General features: G+C 63.8%; 15 protein-coding genes. 10 read left to right on the top strand and 5 right to left on the bottom strand.

Translation table 11 applies throughout. The features are described from left to right. Positions 1-117 precede the first annotated feature (117 nt). On the top strand, positions 118-750 hold the full coding sequence (locus ABIB24_RS06720; protein WP_289514479.1) for a glutathione S-transferase family protein: 633 nt from the start codon (positions 118-120) through the stop codon (positions 748-750). Next, positions 747-1,691 carry a Nudix family hydrolase gene (locus tag ABIB24_RS06715; protein WP_274078292.1) on the top strand — a complete coding sequence of 315 codons (945 nt, stop codon included), beginning with the start codon at positions 747-749 and terminating at the stop codon, positions 1,689-1,691. The genes ABIB24_RS06720 and ABIB24_RS06715 overlap by 4 nt, the downstream gene beginning before the upstream one ends. Before the next feature lie 143 nt (positions 1,692-1,834). Here the strand turns inward: ABIB24_RS06715 and ABIB24_RS06710 are convergent, their stop codons facing one another. The 3 genes from ABIB24_RS06710 to ABIB24_RS06700 are packed head-to-tail and all read right to left on the bottom strand — an operon-like array spanning position 1,835 to position 5,389. Further along, positions 1,835-2,401, bottom strand: coding sequence for a cob(I)yrinic acid a,c-diamide adenosyltransferase (locus ABIB24_RS06710; protein ID WP_085614292.1), 567 nt, complete (start codon positions 2,399-2,401; stop codon positions 1,835-1,837). A 1-nt stretch (position 2,402) separates the two neighbouring features. Further along, positions 2,403-4,433 (bottom strand): sensor histidine kinase, encoded by a 2,031-nt coding sequence (locus ABIB24_RS06705; RefSeq protein WP_085592119.1) that lies wholly within the window; start codon positions 4,431-4,433, stop codon positions 2,403-2,405. 38 nt (positions 4,434-4,471) lie between these two features. Continuing rightward, positions 4,472-5,389 carry a putative 2-dehydropantoate 2-reductase gene (locus ABIB24_RS06700; protein WP_286918957.1) on the bottom strand — a complete coding sequence of 306 codons (918 nt, stop codon included), beginning with the start codon at positions 5,387-5,389 and terminating at the stop codon, positions 4,472-4,474. A gap of 100 nt (positions 5,390-5,489) precedes the next feature. Between ABIB24_RS06700 and ABIB24_RS06695 the strand changes: the two genes are divergently transcribed. From ABIB24_RS06695 to ABIB24_RS06685, 3 genes are all read left to right on the top strand, one after another. After that, positions 5,490-5,975, top strand: a complete 486-nt coding sequence (locus ABIB24_RS06695; protein ID WP_013974099.1) for a YajQ family cyclic di-GMP-binding protein — start codon at positions 5,490-5,492, stop codon at positions 5,973-5,975. 114 nt (positions 5,976-6,089) lie between these two features. Beyond that, positions 6,090-6,932 (top strand): mechanosensitive ion channel family protein, encoded by an 843-nt coding sequence (locus tag ABIB24_RS06690; RefSeq protein WP_015271698.1) that lies wholly within the window; start codon positions 6,090-6,092, stop codon positions 6,930-6,932. Positions 6,933-7,136: 204 nt separating this feature from the next. Next, entirely contained in the window at positions 7,137-8,381 is a 1,245-nt protein-coding gene (locus ABIB24_RS06685; protein ID WP_025340535.1) for an MFS transporter, read from the top strand. Positions 8,382-8,513: 132 nt separating this feature from the next. Here ABIB24_RS06685 and ABIB24_RS06680 read toward each other — a convergent pair whose 3' ends face one another. Both ABIB24_RS06680 and ABIB24_RS06675 read right to left on the bottom strand, forming a co-directional pair. Continuing rightward, positions 8,514-10,061, bottom strand: a complete 1,548-nt coding sequence (locus ABIB24_RS06680) for an AmpG family muropeptide MFS transporter (protein WP_025340534.1) — start codon at positions 10,059-10,061, stop codon at positions 8,514-8,516. Positions 10,062-10,104: 43 nt separating this feature from the next. Then, positions 10,105-10,458, bottom strand: coding sequence for an MGMT family protein (locus ABIB24_RS06675; RefSeq protein ID WP_085592113.1), 354 nt, complete (start codon positions 10,456-10,458; stop codon positions 10,105-10,107). Between the two features lie 166 nt (positions 10,459-10,624). Here ABIB24_RS06675 and ABIB24_RS06670 point away from each other — a divergent pair, with 166 nt between their 5' ends. From ABIB24_RS06670 to groL, 5 genes are all read left to right on the top strand, one after another. Continuing rightward, positions 10,625-11,635: a DUF481 domain-containing protein gene (locus tag ABIB24_RS06670; protein WP_274078294.1), complete on the top strand. Its 1,011-nt coding sequence runs from the start codon at positions 10,625-10,627 to the stop codon at positions 11,633-11,635. A 149-nt stretch (positions 11,636-11,784) separates the two neighbouring features. After that, a complete protein-coding gene (locus ABIB24_RS06665) occupies positions 11,785-12,516 on the top strand; it encodes a HugZ family pyridoxamine 5'-phosphate oxidase (protein WP_137162359.1) in 732 nt (243 codons plus the stop codon). A gap of 67 nt (positions 12,517-12,583) precedes the next feature. After that, entirely contained in the window at positions 12,584-13,045 is a 462-nt protein-coding gene (locus ABIB24_RS06660) for an FxsA family protein (protein ID WP_025340530.1), read from the top strand. Between the two features lie 334 nt (positions 13,046-13,379). Continuing rightward, positions 13,380-13,673, top strand: a complete 294-nt coding sequence (locus tag ABIB24_RS06655; RefSeq protein WP_003260750.1) for a co-chaperone GroES — start codon at positions 13,380-13,382, stop codon at positions 13,671-13,673. Between the two features lie 48 nt (positions 13,674-13,721). Next, positions 13,722-15,362, top strand: a complete 1,641-nt coding sequence (gene groL, locus ABIB24_RS06650; protein ID WP_013974091.1) for a chaperonin GroEL — start codon at positions 13,722-13,724, stop codon at positions 15,360-15,362. Positions 15,363-15,486: the final 124 nt, after the last annotated feature.

Below are 15,486 nucleotides of genomic sequence, written 5' to 3'. Positions count from 1 at the left end.
TCGCGACACAAGGCCGCTCCCACAAGGACCTGCGTACACCGCCCCATGTGGGAGCGGCCTTGTGTCGCGAAAGGGCTGCAGAGCAGCCCCAAAATTCCCAAACGATGGAGCCGAACCATGAGCTATCACCTGATCATCGGCGACAAGCTGTATTCCTCCTGGTCGCTGCGTGGCGCCCTGGCCCTCGAGCTGGCTGGCGTGCCTTACGAAGAAACACTGATCAAACTCAACCAGCCTGACACCCGTCAGCGCATCCTCGCCTTCTCTGCTACCGGCAAGGTTCCGCTGCTCAAGACCGAGCACGGTGTGATCGCCGACTCGCTGGCCATTGCCGAATACCTCAACGAACGCCACCCCGACGCCCAGCTGTGGCCTGCCGACGTGGCGGCCCGGGCCCAGGCCCGTTCGGCCTGCGCGCAGATGCACAGCGGCTTCTTCGCCCTGCGCGGTGCCATGCCGTTCGACCTGTCGCGCGACCAGGCGCTGGACAGCGTGCCGCTGGAGGTTCAAATCGATATCGACCGTATCGTTGCTCTGTGGTCCGAATGCCGCCTGGTGGCCAAGGACAGCGGCCCGTTCCTGTTCGGCAAGCCGAGCCTGGCCGATGCCTTCTTTGCCCCGGTGGCCGTACGCCTGCGCACCTACCGCGTGGAAGTGCCTGCGGAGGCGGCGGCCTATATCGAAACCATTTACCAGTGGCCGGCCTTCCTGGCCTGGCAGCAGGCTGGCCTGGCGGAGCGTGAAGGGTGAAACGGATTCATGTTGTAGCCGCTGTCATTCGTGGTACTGACGGCCGCATTCTGATCGCACGGCGTGCCGATACCCAGCACCAGGGCGGCCTGTGGGAATTCCCGGGCGGCAAGGTGGAAGAGGGTGAGGGCGTCGAGGCGGCGCTGGCCCGCGAGCTGCGCGAGGAGCTGGGCATCGAGGTAAGCCGTTCGCGCGCGCTGATCAAGGTCAGCCACGACTACCCGGACAAACAGGTGCTGCTGGACGTGCGCGAAGTCGAGGCGTTCACCGGCGAGCCGCATGGCGCCGAGGGCCAGCCGCTGGAATGGGTTGCCCCACGTGATCTGCCCCAGTACGAATTCCCCGAGGCCAATAAACCGATCGTTGCGGCCGCGCGCCTGCCGGACCAGTACCTGATCACCCCCGATGGCCTGGAAGTGCCGCAGATGCTCAAGGGCATCCAGAAGGCGGTGGCCAGCGGCATTCGCCTGATCCAGTTGCGTGCGCCGGACATGTACGACCCCAAGTACCGCGATGTGGCGGTGGATGCGGTCGGCCTGTGCGCGGGCAAGGCGCAGTTGATGCTCAAGGGGCCGCTGGAGTGGCTGGGTGACTTCCCAGCCGCGGGTTGGCACCTGACGGCTGCACAACTGCGCAAGTATGCCGCCAACGGCCGGCCGTTCCCCAAGGAGCGCTGGCTGGCGGCGTCCTGCCACAGTGCCGAAGAGCTGGCGCTGGCGGAGGAGATGGGCGTGGACTTCGTCACCTTGTCGCCGGTGCAGGCAACCCGGACACACCCTGAGGCGGTGCCGCTGGGCTGGGACGAGGCACAGCGGTTGATTGCCGGGTTCAACAAGCCTGTCTACCTGCTGGGTGGGATAGGCCCGGGTGAGCGCGAGCAGGCCTGGGAAGCGGGGGCACAGGGTGTGGCCGGGATCCGGGCGTTCTGGCCTGAGATCTGAGTCGCCTGTAATTGGGGCCGCTTTGCGGCCCATCGCGACACAAGGCCGCTCCTACACAGGAATCGCGTAATCCTGAATGAATCGCGCCCCCCCTGTAGGAGCGGCCTTGTGTCGCGATGGGCTGCGCAGCAGCCCCAAAAATATCAGCCCTGCGGCTTTTCAGCAGGCTGCCACAAAACCTCAGCCACCCCCTGCCGCCGCCCAATGATCCGCGCCGCCACGAACAGCAGATCCGAAAGCCGGTTGATATACGCCAACCCAACCCCCGCCAACGGCTCCAGCGCATTCAGCTGCTGGCACCGTCGCTCCGCACTGCGCGCCAGGCTCCGGCACACATGCGCCTGCGCCACCAGCGCCGAGCCACTGGGCAAGATGAAGTTCTTCAACGGCCCCAGCTCTTCATTCCACACATCGATCGCCGCCTCCAGGCGTTCCACTTCCGCCAGGTTCAACGCCTGATAACTGGGCATCGCCAACTCACCGCCCAGGTCGAACAGGCGGTGCTGACACGGCGCCAACACCGCGCTCACTTCATCCAACCCTTGTTCGGCCAGCCCCGCCAGCAGCAAACCCAGTTGGCTGTTCAGGCTGTCCACCTCGCCAATCGCTTCGATCCGTGGGTGGTCCTTGGGCACCCGACGCCCGTCGCCCAGGCCGGTTTCGCCTTTGTCGCCGGTGCGGGTGTAGATCTTCGACAGGCGGTAACCCATGTCATTTCTCCGTTTTGGCCGGCGCCACCGCTGCCGGCTGGCCGAGGGGCAGGCGCAGGGTGAAGCAGGTACCCTGGCCGGGCGTGGATTGCACTTCCATCTGCCCCTTGTGGTTGTTGGTGATGATGAAGTACGAGACCGACAGGCCCAGCCCGGTGCCCTGGCCGATTTCCTTGGTGGTGAAGAACGGCTCGAAGGTGCGTTTGCGCACCCCCTCGGGCATGCCGACGCCGTTGTCCTCGACCTGGATTTCCGCCCATGGCGGGCTCAAGCGGGTGCGCAGGGTGATGCGCCCGGGCTCGCTCGGCTGCGGCCGCTGGTGGATGGCCTGGGCGGCGTTTTTCAGGAGGTTCAGCAGCACCTGCTCCAATTCGTTGGCGGTGCACGGCACCTGCCCCAGTTCGGGGTCGAACTGGCGCACGATGGCCTGGCCCTTGAAGTCGAAGCCGATGGCCAGGTCGAAATCGTTGCCGGCAATCTCCACCGCCTGATCGATCAGCGCCGGCAGGTCGCACGGCGCCAACTGGCGGTTGCTGCGGCGGCTGAAACTGAGCATGTGGGTGACGATCTTCGCCGCCCGGGCACCGGCCTGCTGGATGCCGTCGAGCAATAGCGGCACTTCGCGGCTCTCCAGGTAGCGGTTGACCGTGGGCAGGTCGATGCCCAGTTCCTCGGCCTGCTCCTGGTTGCGCGGCAGCTCGGGTGACAGGCGCCGGCGGATGTTCTGCACGTTATGCAGGATCGCGCCTAGCGGGTTGTTGATCTCGTGGGCCATGCCGGCGGCCAGGCCGCCGACCGAAAGCATCTTCTCCGATTGCACCATCATTTCCTCCAGCGACAGGCGCTGGGTGATGTCGTCGATACGGATGACCACGCCACGGCCGCCGCCACCGGTCAGCGGGTAGAAGGTCAGGGCGTAGTGGCGCAGGTCGTCGCCCTTGGGCCAGGTGACCCGCTCGATCTTCGCCACCCGGTGCTTTTCCACGGTTTCCTTCAGCTGTGGCAGGAACGGTTTGAGCGGTTCGAAGGCGATGAAGATCGGCTGGTTCAGCGCCTCGTCCAGTGGCGTGCCGGAAAGCACCGTGGCTTCGTGATTCCACTGGGTCACGTAGAGCTGTTCGTCGAGAGCGATCAGCGCCGAAGGCATCGAGTCGATGATGCTGTTGAGGTAATTCTGGAAGCCGGTGAGTTTCTTCTCGATCTTGCTGCGCACCTGGACTTCCAGCTCCAGCTTGCGGTTGGTATGGCGGGTTTCCTCAGCCAGGCCCTGGGCCTGGTCATAGGCCTCCTGGAACTCGTCGCGGGTGCGCTTGAGCTGCTGTTCGCGGGCCTCGATGCGCGAAAGCATGGTGTTGAACGCTTCGGCCAGGCTGCCGATTTCGTCGTCGTTGCCGCGATGCGCACGCAGGGCATAGCTTTCTTCGCGGGTGACCTGGCGGCTGAGTTCTTCGAGCTGGTTGATCGGCTGGGTGATCAGGCGCTTGATCTGCCGGGCGATGACGATCCACAGCAGGATGCTGAACACCAGGATGCCAAGGCTGGCGCTGAGGGTGCCGGTATAGAAAGCCGTGGGCAGTTCGCTGCTGGCCACCAGCAGCAGGTGCGCGGGCGGGTTGGCGTCGCGTGGCATGCGGATCAGCTGGGTGCTGCGAAACTCCATCAGGCGCCAGCCGTCGATGTCGCGAAAACGCCTGGGCAACGCCAGCGGCTCGCCGTGCTGCAGTTGCGCCAGTATGCGGCCATCGCCACCGTAGACGGCGGCGGCGCGCAGCGGCGTGTAGCTGTCCAGTTCCTTGAGCAGGGCGCTGGCGGTGTCCGGGCTGTCGCCGGCGCGGGCCGCCAGCTGCGGGTTGGCCACCAGCCGGCCGATGGTGTGCAGCGCCTGTGGCGCCATGCTTTCCTGGGTGATCCAGTAGGCGGCGCTGATGAAGGTGAGGTTGGCCACCAGCAGGATGGTCACCAGCAACACCAGCAGGGCCGCCAGCAGCTTCTGCCCGACCGGGAGGTTTTCCAGGCGTTGGCGCAAGGTCATGGGCTAGGCAATGTCCATATCCGGTTGAAAGGGCCGCGTCAGTCGCAGGGCAAACCACGCACGCGCAGGTTATCGACCAGGTGCTGCAGCAGGCGTTCCAGCTCTGGCAGCTGCAGGCCATGACGGCCAGCGGCGCGGCAGGCGTGGCCAAGCAGGTAGTGCACCTCGGTGCGCCGGCCAGCGCGTACATCCTGGTACATGGAAGAGTAGTTGGCTGCGGTGGCGAGGATCACCCGCTGTACTTCTTCGTCCAGCCCGTTTGCCGCTTCTGGCTGGCCACAGTGGCGCAGCAGCTGGGCCAGCTCGACGCACAGGGCGTCCACTTCGCCCAGGTGCCCCAGCAGCCCGCCGTTCTGGCAATCGTGCAGCACGGTCAGCGGGTTGATGGCGCAATTGAGCGCCAGCTTGCGCCACAGGCGGGTGAGGATATCCACCGTCCACTCGGCGGGGATGCCGGCCTCGTGCAGGTCATCGAACCAGGTCGGGATCGTCGGATTGCGTGGGTCGCCCAGCCAGTTGAAGCCGTGGCCGGCAAAGCGTACCTGCCAGTCACCCTCGCGGAACGCCCCTTCGGTACTGGAGGCGAAGATGCAGCGCGCGTGGGGCACCAGGTCGGCGACTTCGTCCTGGCTGCCCAGGCCGTTCTGCAGCAGCACCACTTCGGCGCCCTCGGCCAGGCGCGCTGCCACGCCGGCAATGGCCGGGGCAGCGTCGTAGGCCTTGCAGGCCACCAGCAGACGGTGGATCGGGCCGTGTGCCTGCGCGGTTTCGGCGGGGATGGCGTAGTGGCGGGGCTGGTCCTGTTCGACCAGGGTAAGGCCGCCGGCCTGCTGGTAGGCCTGCAGCCGTTGCCCGTCACGCAGGATCAGGCGTACTGCCTTGCCTGCGCGCGCCAGGCGGCAAGCCCACAGGCTGCCCAGGCTACCGGCGCCGAGAATATGCCAGGTGCTGCTCATATGCGTTTCGCAACCCGTTATAATGAGCCCGCATTTTAACCGTCAAACCCAGCGCGCTCCATCTTCAGCCTGAGCGCGCTTTTATTTTGGGAGAACAACCATGCCTTCGTTCGACGTGGTATCGGAACTGGACAAGCACGAAGTGCAGAACGCGGTCGACAACGCCATCAAGGACCTGGACCGCCGCTACGACCTCAAGGGCAAGGGTACCTTCGAGTTCAAGGACAAAGAGCAGACCGTGATGCTCACCGCCGAGGAAGAGTTCCAGCTCGAAGCGATGCTGGAAATCCTGCGCCTGGCGCTGGTCAAGCGCAAGATCGACGTGAAGTGCCTGGAAACCAAGGACCCGTACGCCTCGGGCAAGGAAAAGAAACAGGAAGCCAAGTTCCGCGAAGGCATCGACAAGGACCTGGCGAAGAAGATCGTCGCCACCATCAAGGATGCCAAGCTGAAAGTGCAGGCCGCCATCCAGGGCGAACAGGTACGCGTTACCGGTAAAAAGCGTGACGACCTGCAGGAAGCCATTGCCCTGCTGCGTACCAAGGAATTCGACATGCCGTTGCAGTTCAACAACTTCCGCGACTGATGTGGGCACCACCCGGAACCCCGATGGCGAGATGATGTCCATGGGGGCCGGGGCTGCGCAATCGCGCGCGGCCTGTTCTACCGTGTACTTGCCGCTCGGCATCAGGAGATGAATATGGATTTGAACGCTGAAGTCGATCAGCTGGTCCGCCAATCCCAGACCTGGATTCCCTTGATCATGGAATACGGCAGCCGTGTGCTGCTGGCGCTGCTGACCCTGGCGGTCGGCTGGTGGATCATCAACAAGGTCAGCGCCCGCTTGGGCAAGCTGGTTGGCCTGCGCAACGCCGACCTGGCGCTGCAGGGGTTCATCAGCACCCTGTCGAATATCGTGCTGAAGGTGCTGCTGTTCGTCAGCGTGGCGTCGATGATCGGTATCGAGACCACCTCGTTCGTTGCCGCCATCGGTGCCGCGGGCCTGGCCATCGGCCTGGCCTTGCAGGGCAGCCTGGCGAACTTCGCCGGCGGTGTGCTGATCCTGATGTTCCGCCCGTTCCGCATCGGTGACTGGATCGAGGCGCAAGGCGTGGCCGGCACCGTCGACAGCATCCAGATCTTCCACACCGTGCTGCGCACCGGTGACAACAAGACTGTGATCATGCCCAACGGCAGCCTGTCCAACGGCATCATCACCAACACCAACCGCCAGCCGACGCGCAAGGTGGTGTTCGATGTGGGCGTGGACTACGAGGCCGACCTGCAGAAGGCCCGCAACGTGTTGCTGGAGCTGGCGCAGGACCCGCGTGTACTGCCCGACCCGGCGCCGCAGGCGGTGGTCGCGACCCTGGGCGACAGCTCGATCACCGTGTCGTTGCGCTTGTGGACCAAGACTGCCGATTACTGGGATGTGATGTTCATGCTCAACGAGCATGCGCGCGACCGGTTGAAGGCTGAAGGGATCGACATTCCGTTCCCGCAGCGGGTGATTCGCGTGGTGCAGGAGACTGCAGCGCAGTAATACCGCGTTGTCATCGGTTGGGGCCGCTTCGCGCCCCTTCGCGACACAAGGCCGCTCCTACAGGGAATCGCGTAACCCTCGTAGGAGCGGCCTTGTGTCGCGATGGGGCGCGAAGCGGCCCCGGCTTTTTACACTTGTTCACAGCAATACCCCGCCATTTCTGGCATATAGCCTGACCCCACCTGCCACACCCGATACGCCATCATGAAACCACTGCTGTACATCACCCCCCTGCGCGCCTTGCTGTTCGGCCTGACCCTGGCGCTGTTCGAGCTGCTCACCTACCTGGCCAGCGACGCCGTCATGCCGGCCATGCCGGTGGTGGTCGGCGACCTGAACGCCAGCCCCGAATACATTCCCCACGCCCTCAACCTGTACCTGCTGGGTGGCGTGGTGCTGCAATGGCTGATCGGCCCGCTGGCCGACCGCTATGGCCGGCGCCCGTTGCTGCTGATTGGCTGCGCGTTCTTCGGCCTGGCCTGCCTGGCCACCTTCTGGGTCCACGACATCGGCCTGTTCAACTTGCTGCGCCTGCTGCAGGGCATCGGCCTGGGCTTTGTGGTCACGGTCAGCTACCCGGCCCTGAACGAAGCCTTCAGCGAAGCGGACGCCGTGCGCATGATGGCCCTGCTGGCCAACATCGCCTTGCTCTCGCCACTGCTCGGGCCGCTGGTGGGCACCTTGCTGCTGCAGTGGCTGGACTGGCGCTGGCTGTTCGTGGCCTTTGCCATCGGCGCGGTTCTGGCCTGGCTGCTGCTGCACCGGCTGATGCCGGAAACCCTTGGCGTGGAACGTCGTGATGGCTCGCGCCTGGCATTCACGCCCATCCACCTGCTGCCGCTGCTGGCCGGTTACGGCCAGTTGCTGGCCAACCGCCGCTTTGTCGCTGGTAGCGCGGCCCTGGGCCTGGTCGGTCTGCCGCTGATTGGCTGGATCGGCCTGTCGCCGGTGCTGCTGATCCACGACGAGGGGCTGAGCACCATGGAATACGCCTTGTGGCAGTTGCCGGTGTTTGGCGGGCTGATCCTGGGCAACCTGATCATCAACCGCATCGCCGACCGCTATCCGCTGCCGGCGCTGGTGCGGGGTGCGTTGTGGCCATACCTGGCCGGCCTGTGCCTGATGGTGCTGGCGACCTGGTACTGGCCGAGCGTGACCAGCGTGGTGGCGGGCATGTCGCTGTACGCACTGGGGTTGGGCGTGGCCAACGCGGTGCTGTATCGCATGACGCTGTTCGCCAGCGAGCAGAGCAAGGGCCTGGTCTCGGCCATGCTGGGGATGATCACCATCGCCTTGCTGGGGTTGGGTGGGGCGGTGCTGGCGATGATTGGCGCCGGGGCCAGCTTGCTGCACTTTGCCCTGGCGGCGGGTGTGGCGGGGGCCTTGGCGCTGTGGCCGCTGTGGTTTGTGGTGGGTGGGCGGCCTGGTGAGGGGGCTGTTGCTCAGTAAACTTTATTGCCTGTACTGGCCTCTTCGCGGGTAAACCCGCTCCCACAGGTACAGCACTGCCCTCGAGAGCTGTGCAGTCCCTGTGGGAGCGGGTTTACCCGCGAAGAGGCCAGTACAGGCAATACAAATCTGTCAGGGCCGCTCGGCCGCCGAACCTTCCTCTGCCACCGGTTTGCCCGGCCCGGCCTCCTGGCGCCACTGCAGGGCAATCAGGATCAAGGTCGGCACGCCCAGCAGGGCAGTGATCAGGAAGAAGTCGTGGTAACCGAACTTCTCCACCATCACCCCCGAATAACCCCCGATCAGCCTTGGCAACAGCAGCATGATCGAACTGAGCAACGCGTACTGGGTAGCCGAGAACTTCAGGTTGGTCAGGCTCGACAGGTAGGCGACGAAGGCCGAGGTGGCCATGCCGGAGCTGAAGTTGTCCAGCGAGATGGTCACCACCAGCATCTGCAGGTTCGGGCCCATGTCGGCCAGCATCAGGAACAGGATGTTGGTACCCGCCGAGGCCACACCGCCGATGAACAGGATCGGCATGATGCCGAAGCGCACGATCAGCAGGCCACCAACCCCGGCGCCGACCAGGGTCATGATCAGGCCGAAGATCTTGCTGACGCTGGCGATCTGGTCCTTGGTGAAGCCCATGTCGATGTAGAACACGTTGGCCATCACGCCCATCACCGTGTCCGACATGCGATAGGTGGCGATCAGGCCGAGCAGCAGCAGTGCCTGCCAGCGGTAGCGGGCGATGAAGTCGTTGACCGGGGTCAGCACCGGGGCCAGGCCGCGACGGCCCAGGCTCGACAGGCACGCCCAGGTCAGCAGCACGTAGAGGATCAGGCGCAGGAAGGCGCGGTCCTCCAGCAGCAGGTCCAGTGGCGTGGCATCACCGGAGATGACGCTGGACCAGCCGGTATTGAACATCTGGGTAAAGCTGGCCGGTACCGAAACCAGCAGGATGATCAGCACGAACACCGAGGCCAGCTGGTGCACCAGCCCATAGCGCGCTGCCGACAGCTGGGTACGCATGGGTACGGGCGGTTCGCGCATGATCAGGGTGGTGAACACGGCGGGCAGCATCATCACCGCGAACATGACGTAGGTGCCGGCCCAGGCCTTGTGCAGGTAGCTGAAACCGGTGGAGCCGAACCACTCGGCGAAGAACAGTGCACCAGCCGTGGCCAGCAGGGCCGCCACGCGGTAGCCGGCCATGTAGCTGGCAGCGAGCGCAGCCTGGCGCTGGTCGTCGGCGATTTCCAGGCGGTAGGCATCGACGGCGATGTCCTGGGTAGCGGAGGCGAAGGCCACCAGCACCGCCAGGGCGATCAGCCATGACAGGTGCTGCTGGGGATCGCACAGGCTCATGCCGACCAGCCCGACCACCACCAGCGCCTGCGACAGCAGCAGCCACGAACGCCGACGCCCCAGGCTGCCGAGCAGCGGCAGGCGCCATTGGTCGAGCAGCGGCGACCACACCCACTTGAAGGCGTAGGCCAGGCCGATCAGGCTGGCGTAACCAATGGTCTCGCGGGCCACGCCGGCTTCGCGCAACCACACCGAAAGGGTGGAGAACACCAGCATGTAAGGCAGACCGGCAGCGAAGCCGAGCAGCAAAAGTACCAAGGTTGACGGGCTGGCATAGGCAGCAAGCGCAGCGCGCCAGGTTTTACGGGGCATGGGCCAACATCTGCCTCAAGTTTGCGAAAACAAAGCGCGCACTCTAACCGCTGTGCTCCATCGGGCGCCAGCCATGGCGCGTCATATCCACACGATTGTTGGTTACATTCACACCCTCCGCACGCAGTCGCGCCCGTTGTTCATCCCCGGACGGGGTACCCAGTGCCAGGCTCAGCCGGCCACCTGCGCCAAGCACCCGGTGCCAGGGCAGGCGAGTGTCCGCGGGCAGTTGCCCGAGGGTACGCCCGACCCAGCGTGCCGCCCGCCCAAGCCCCGCCAGCTCGGCCAACTGGCCATAGCTGACCACCTTGCCGGCCGGCACTTGGCCGAGTACCGAATACAGCGCCGTTCGTCGGCCCTCGGCGGAGTCCAGGGCGTGCTCATATCCGTCAGACATCAGGCCCCCACTGGGCTGCAGATGAAACCGGACCGGCGGTCTGGCAAATGAGAGTTGAACTCAACGGCATGCTCCCGGTCTTTCCTTGCTCTGGTCGTGGTTATCTGGATAATGCCCGGCTTTTTTCGTCAAATCGAACCCGTAGTCCGCAAAACATAGCCCGCTTATGAATTCTAGATCCTTGTTGTGCCTGCTTGCTGTTTCCCTGTGCGCCTCCCCGGTGTTCGCCGACACCGTGTGGATGAAGAACGGTGACCGGCTCAGCGGCAAGATCAAAGTCTTCGATGGCGGCAAGCTGCTGCTGGAAACCCCCTATGGCGGTTCCATCGCCCTGGACTGGAAAGAAGTCCAGACCTTGGAGAGCGACCAGGAGATGCTGGTCAAGCAGGACGCCTACAGCGGTGAGCGCGCCAAGTCGCTGAAGGCCGCCGAGCCCGGCAAGGTGACCTTGGCCAATGGCGAGGCGCCAAAGACCGTGGAGCTGGCCAGCATCGAGCAGATCATGAAGCCCAAGCCACTGGTCGAGGACTTCGTGTGGAAGGGCAATGTCGACGTGGCGCTGGACTACAAGCGCGCCGAGAACGACACCGACGACTACGACATCGGCTTCAAGACCAGCGCCCGCCATGGCCGCTGGCGGCACAACGCCGAAGGCGAATACAACCGCGAGACCAAGGACGACGTCACCACCACCGACAACTGGAGTGCCGAGTACGCCCTGGACCGCTTCCTTACCGAGAAGTGGTTTTGGCAGGGGCGCGCGGAGTACAAGCGCGACCGCATCGAAGACCTCGCCCGCCAGCGCACCGTGGGTACCGGCCCGGGTTACCAGTTCTGGGACGACGAGCTGGGCGCGTTCTCGCTGGGTTCGCTGATCAACCGTACCGACTTCGAATACCAGGATGGCGCCAAGGACAACTTCTATTCCGCGGCGGTGAAGTGGGACTACACCCGTTACCTGATTGGCAAGAACGTGCAGCTGTTCACCAACGGCGAGTTCGCCAAGCCGCTGGGTGGCGTGGCCGACTACGCGCTGGATGCCGAGATTGGCCTGCGCTACAAGGTCACCGAGTGGGCCTCGCTCAACCTCAAGGCGGAGAAGGACGTCATCACCGGTACGCGTGACAGTGACCTGGACAAGACCCGCTATACCGCAGGCTTCGGCGTTACCTGGTAAATCTTTGCGGCCTATCGCGATACAGGATGTACGCGATCTCTTGTAGGAGCGGCCTTGTGTCGCGATGGGCTGCAAAGCAGCCCCATTGGCACTGGATCTGATAATGCTTATCTTGTCCCATCCAGCCCGATATCAGGAGCCGCCCCCAAGTGAGTACCAATGCCATCCGCCCCGCCCGGGAGCTGCTGCTCAAGGAATACCGCGGCGTGCTCTCGACCCATTCCAAGTCGATGCCCGGCTACCCGTTCGGCTCGGTCGTGCCGTACTGCCTGGACGCCCAGGGCAACCCGCTGATCCTCATCAGCCGCATCGCCCAGCACACCCACAACCTGCAGAAAGACCCCAAGTGCTCGCTGCTGGTGGGCGAACGCGAAGCCGAGGACGTGCAGGCCGTGGGGCGCCTGACGGTGATGGCCGAGGCGCACAAGCTGGTGGAGGAGACCGCCATCGAGGCCGCCGCCGAGCGCTACTACCGCTATTTCCCGGACGCGGCCAACTACCACAAGGCCCACGACTTCGACTTCTGGGTGCTGCAGCCGGTGCGCCACCGCTACATCGGCGGCTTCGGCGCGATCCACTGGCTTGACCAGGTAACCCTGGCCAACCCGTTCGCCGGTAAAGCAGAGGCAAGCATGGTCGAGCACATGAACAACGACCACGCCAACGCCATCGCCCACTATGTGCAACTGACCGAGCTGCCAAGCCATGCGCCAGCGCAGATGGTCGGGGTAGACAGTGAAGGCATGCACCTGCGTATCGGCCAGGCGGTGCACTGGTTGCCTTTCCCAAGTACTTGCAACACGCCGACACAAGTCCGCGAAGCCCTGGTTTTACTGGCACGCGCCGACCAGTGGCCGGTTGCGACAGAAGTCGAGGGTTGAAAAGCCGAGCGCCCGCATCCATTTGTTGGTCTTACAGGAAGGGTCTCTTCCGACGAGGAATGCTTTGATGCGTGCTTTTCTACTGTTGTTTCTACTGTTTCCCGTGCTGGAGCTGTTCGTCTTCGTGAAGGTCAGTGCCGCCATCGGTTTCTTCCCGGCGCTGCTGCTGATCATCGCCGGCTCCGCCCTGGGTGTGCTGGTGATGCGCGTGGCCGGGCTGGCCACCGCACTGCGCGCCCGTGAAAGCCTGCAGCGTGGCGAACTGCCCGCCGAGGACATGTTCCAGGGCATGATGCTGGCCGTTGGTGGTGGCCTGCTGTTGCTGCCAGGTTTCATCAGCGACGTGCTGGGCTTGCTCTGCCTGCTGCCATTCACCCGTCACCTGGCCGCGCGCAAGATGCGCGAGCGTGCCGAGGCCCAGGCCATGCGCCAGCGCGCCTTCCAGGACGACCCGTTCCAGGCCCGGCCGCAGGATGGCGGGCATCGGCCGAATGTGATCGAAGGCGAGTACGAGCGCCGCGACAAGTAATAGCCGGGGGCCGCTTCGCGCCCCTTTCGCGACACAAGGCCGCTCCCACAGGGAATGCACACCTCCTGTGGGAGCGGCCTTGTGTCGCAAAAGGGGCGCGCAGCGGCCCCAGCTTTTTGCGGGGCCAAGGCGCTAATGAAAAATTTTCTGAAACAAGCCTTGTAATTGAATATGGCGGCCTCATGTATGTGGTCACCGCAAGGTTTCTGGTGGCGACACCAGACATTACACAGGTGCTTCGCCCATTGCGGATCACCCCCGGCAACGCCGGACTGCATCAAACCGCCGGTGTCGACACCGGCCGATGAAAACCACTATTTGGGAGAGATCGACAATGAAGCTTCGTCCTCTGCATGACCGCGTCGTTATCCGTCGCAGCGAAGAAGAATCGAAAACCGCTGGCGGTATCGTCCTGCCGGGTTCGGCCGCTGAAAAACCAAACCGCGGCGAAGTCGTCGCCGTCGGCACCGGTCGCATCCTGGACAACGGCGAAGTTCGCGCGCTGGCCGTGAAAGTGGGTGACAAAGTGGTTTTCGGCCCTTACTCGGGCAGCAACACCGTGAAAGTCGATGGCGAAGACCTGCTGGTCATGGCCGAAAACGAAATCCTCGCCGTTATCGAAGGCTGATTTCCCCGACTTCCCGTTACTCCAAAGAATTCCAAGGATTAAACGATCATGGCTGCTAAAGATGTAAAATTCGGCGACTCCGCTCGTAAGAAAATGCTGGTTGGTGTCAACGTTCTGGCTGACGCGGTAAAAGCGACCCTGGGCCCGAAAGGCCGTAACGTGGTGCTGGCCAAGAGCTTCGGCGCGCCGACCATCACCAAGGACGGCGTTTCCGTCGCCAAAGAAATCGAGCTGAAAGACGCCTTCGAGAACATGGGCGCCCAGCTGGTCAAGGAAGTTGCTTCCAAGGCCAACGACGCTGCCGGTGACGGCACCACCACCGCTACCGTCCTGGCTCAGGCCATCGTCAACGAAGGCCTGAAAGCCGTCGCTGCCGGCATGAACCCGATGGACCTGAAGCGCGGCATCGACAAGGCCACCGCTGCCGTCGTCGCCGAGCTGAAGAACCTGTCCAAGCCATGCGCCGACTCCAAGGCCATCGCCCAGGTAGGTACCATCTCCGCCAACTCCGACAACTCCATCGGTGAAATCATTGCCGAAGCCATGGAAAAAGTCGGTAAAGAAGGCGTGATCACCGTTGAAGAAGGCTCGGGCCTGGAAAACGAACTGTCGGTCGTGGAAGGCATGCAGTTCGACCGTGGCTACCTGTCGCCGTACTTCGTCAACAAGCCGGACACCATGGTTGCCGAGCTGGAAGGCCCGCTGCTGCTGCTGGTCGACAAGAAGATCTCCAACATCCGTGAGCTGCTGCCAGTTCTGGAAGCCGTTGCCAAGGCCGGCCGCCCACTGCTGATCGTTGCCGAAGACGTTGAAGGCGAAGCCCTGGCTACCCTGGTAGTCAACAACATGCGCGGCATCGTCAAGGTTGCTGCGGTCAAGGCTCCGGGCTTCGGCGACCGCCGCAAGGCCATGCTGCAGGACATCGCCGTCCTGACTGGCGGCCAGGTCATCTCCGAAGAAATCGGCCTGTCCCTGGAAACCGCTACCCTGGAGCACCTGGGTAACGCCAAGCGCGTCATCCTGTCCAAGGAAAACACCACCATCATCGACGGCGCTGGCGCCGACACCGAGATCGAAGCACGCGTCAAGCAGATCCGTGCCCAGATCGAAGAGACTTCCTCGGACTACGACCGTGAGAAGCTGCAAGAGCGTCTGGCCAAGCTGGCTGGCGGTGTTGCCGTGATCAAGGTCGGTGCCGGCACCGAAGTTGAAATGAAAGAGAAGAAAGCCCGCGTTGAAGACGCCCTGCACGCTACCCGTGCAGCCGTTGAAGAAGGCGTGGTGCCTGGCGGTGGTGTGGCCCTGGTTCGCTCCCTGGCTGCCATTGCCAACCTCAAAGGCGACAACGAAGACCAGAACGTCGGTATCGCCCTGCTGCGTCGCGCCGTTGAAGCGCCGCTGCGCCAGATCACTGCCAACGCCGGCGACGAGCCAAGCGTTGTCGCTGACAAGGTCAAGCAAGGTTCGGGTAACTTCGGTTACAACGCTGCTACCGGCGAATACGGCGACATGATCGAGATGGGCATCCTGGACCCAGCCAAGGTCACCCGTTCGGCGCTGCAAGCTGCTGCTTCGATCGGCGGTCTGATGATCACCACCGAAGCCATGGTTGCCGACCTGCCGGAAGACAAGCCAGCTGCTGGCATGCCTGACATGGGCGGCATGGGTGGCATGGGCGGCATGATGTAAGCCAGCCTTACCCCCTGCACCATGAAAAGCCCCGGTTCGTGAGAACCGGGGCTTTTTTGTTTTCCTTGTGAGGGCCCTTTCGCAGCACAGGGCTGCTCCTACAGACGATCTCGTACTCTTGTAG

This window comes from Pseudomonas sp. UYEF17 (genome assembly GCF_040546125.1).
Classification (GTDB): Bacteria; Pseudomonadota; Gammaproteobacteria; order Pseudomonadales; family Pseudomonadaceae; genus Aquipseudomonas; species Aquipseudomonas putida_Z.
Note: the sequence above shows the minus strand (reverse complement) of the source record. Positions and strands in the feature narration are given on the sequence as shown.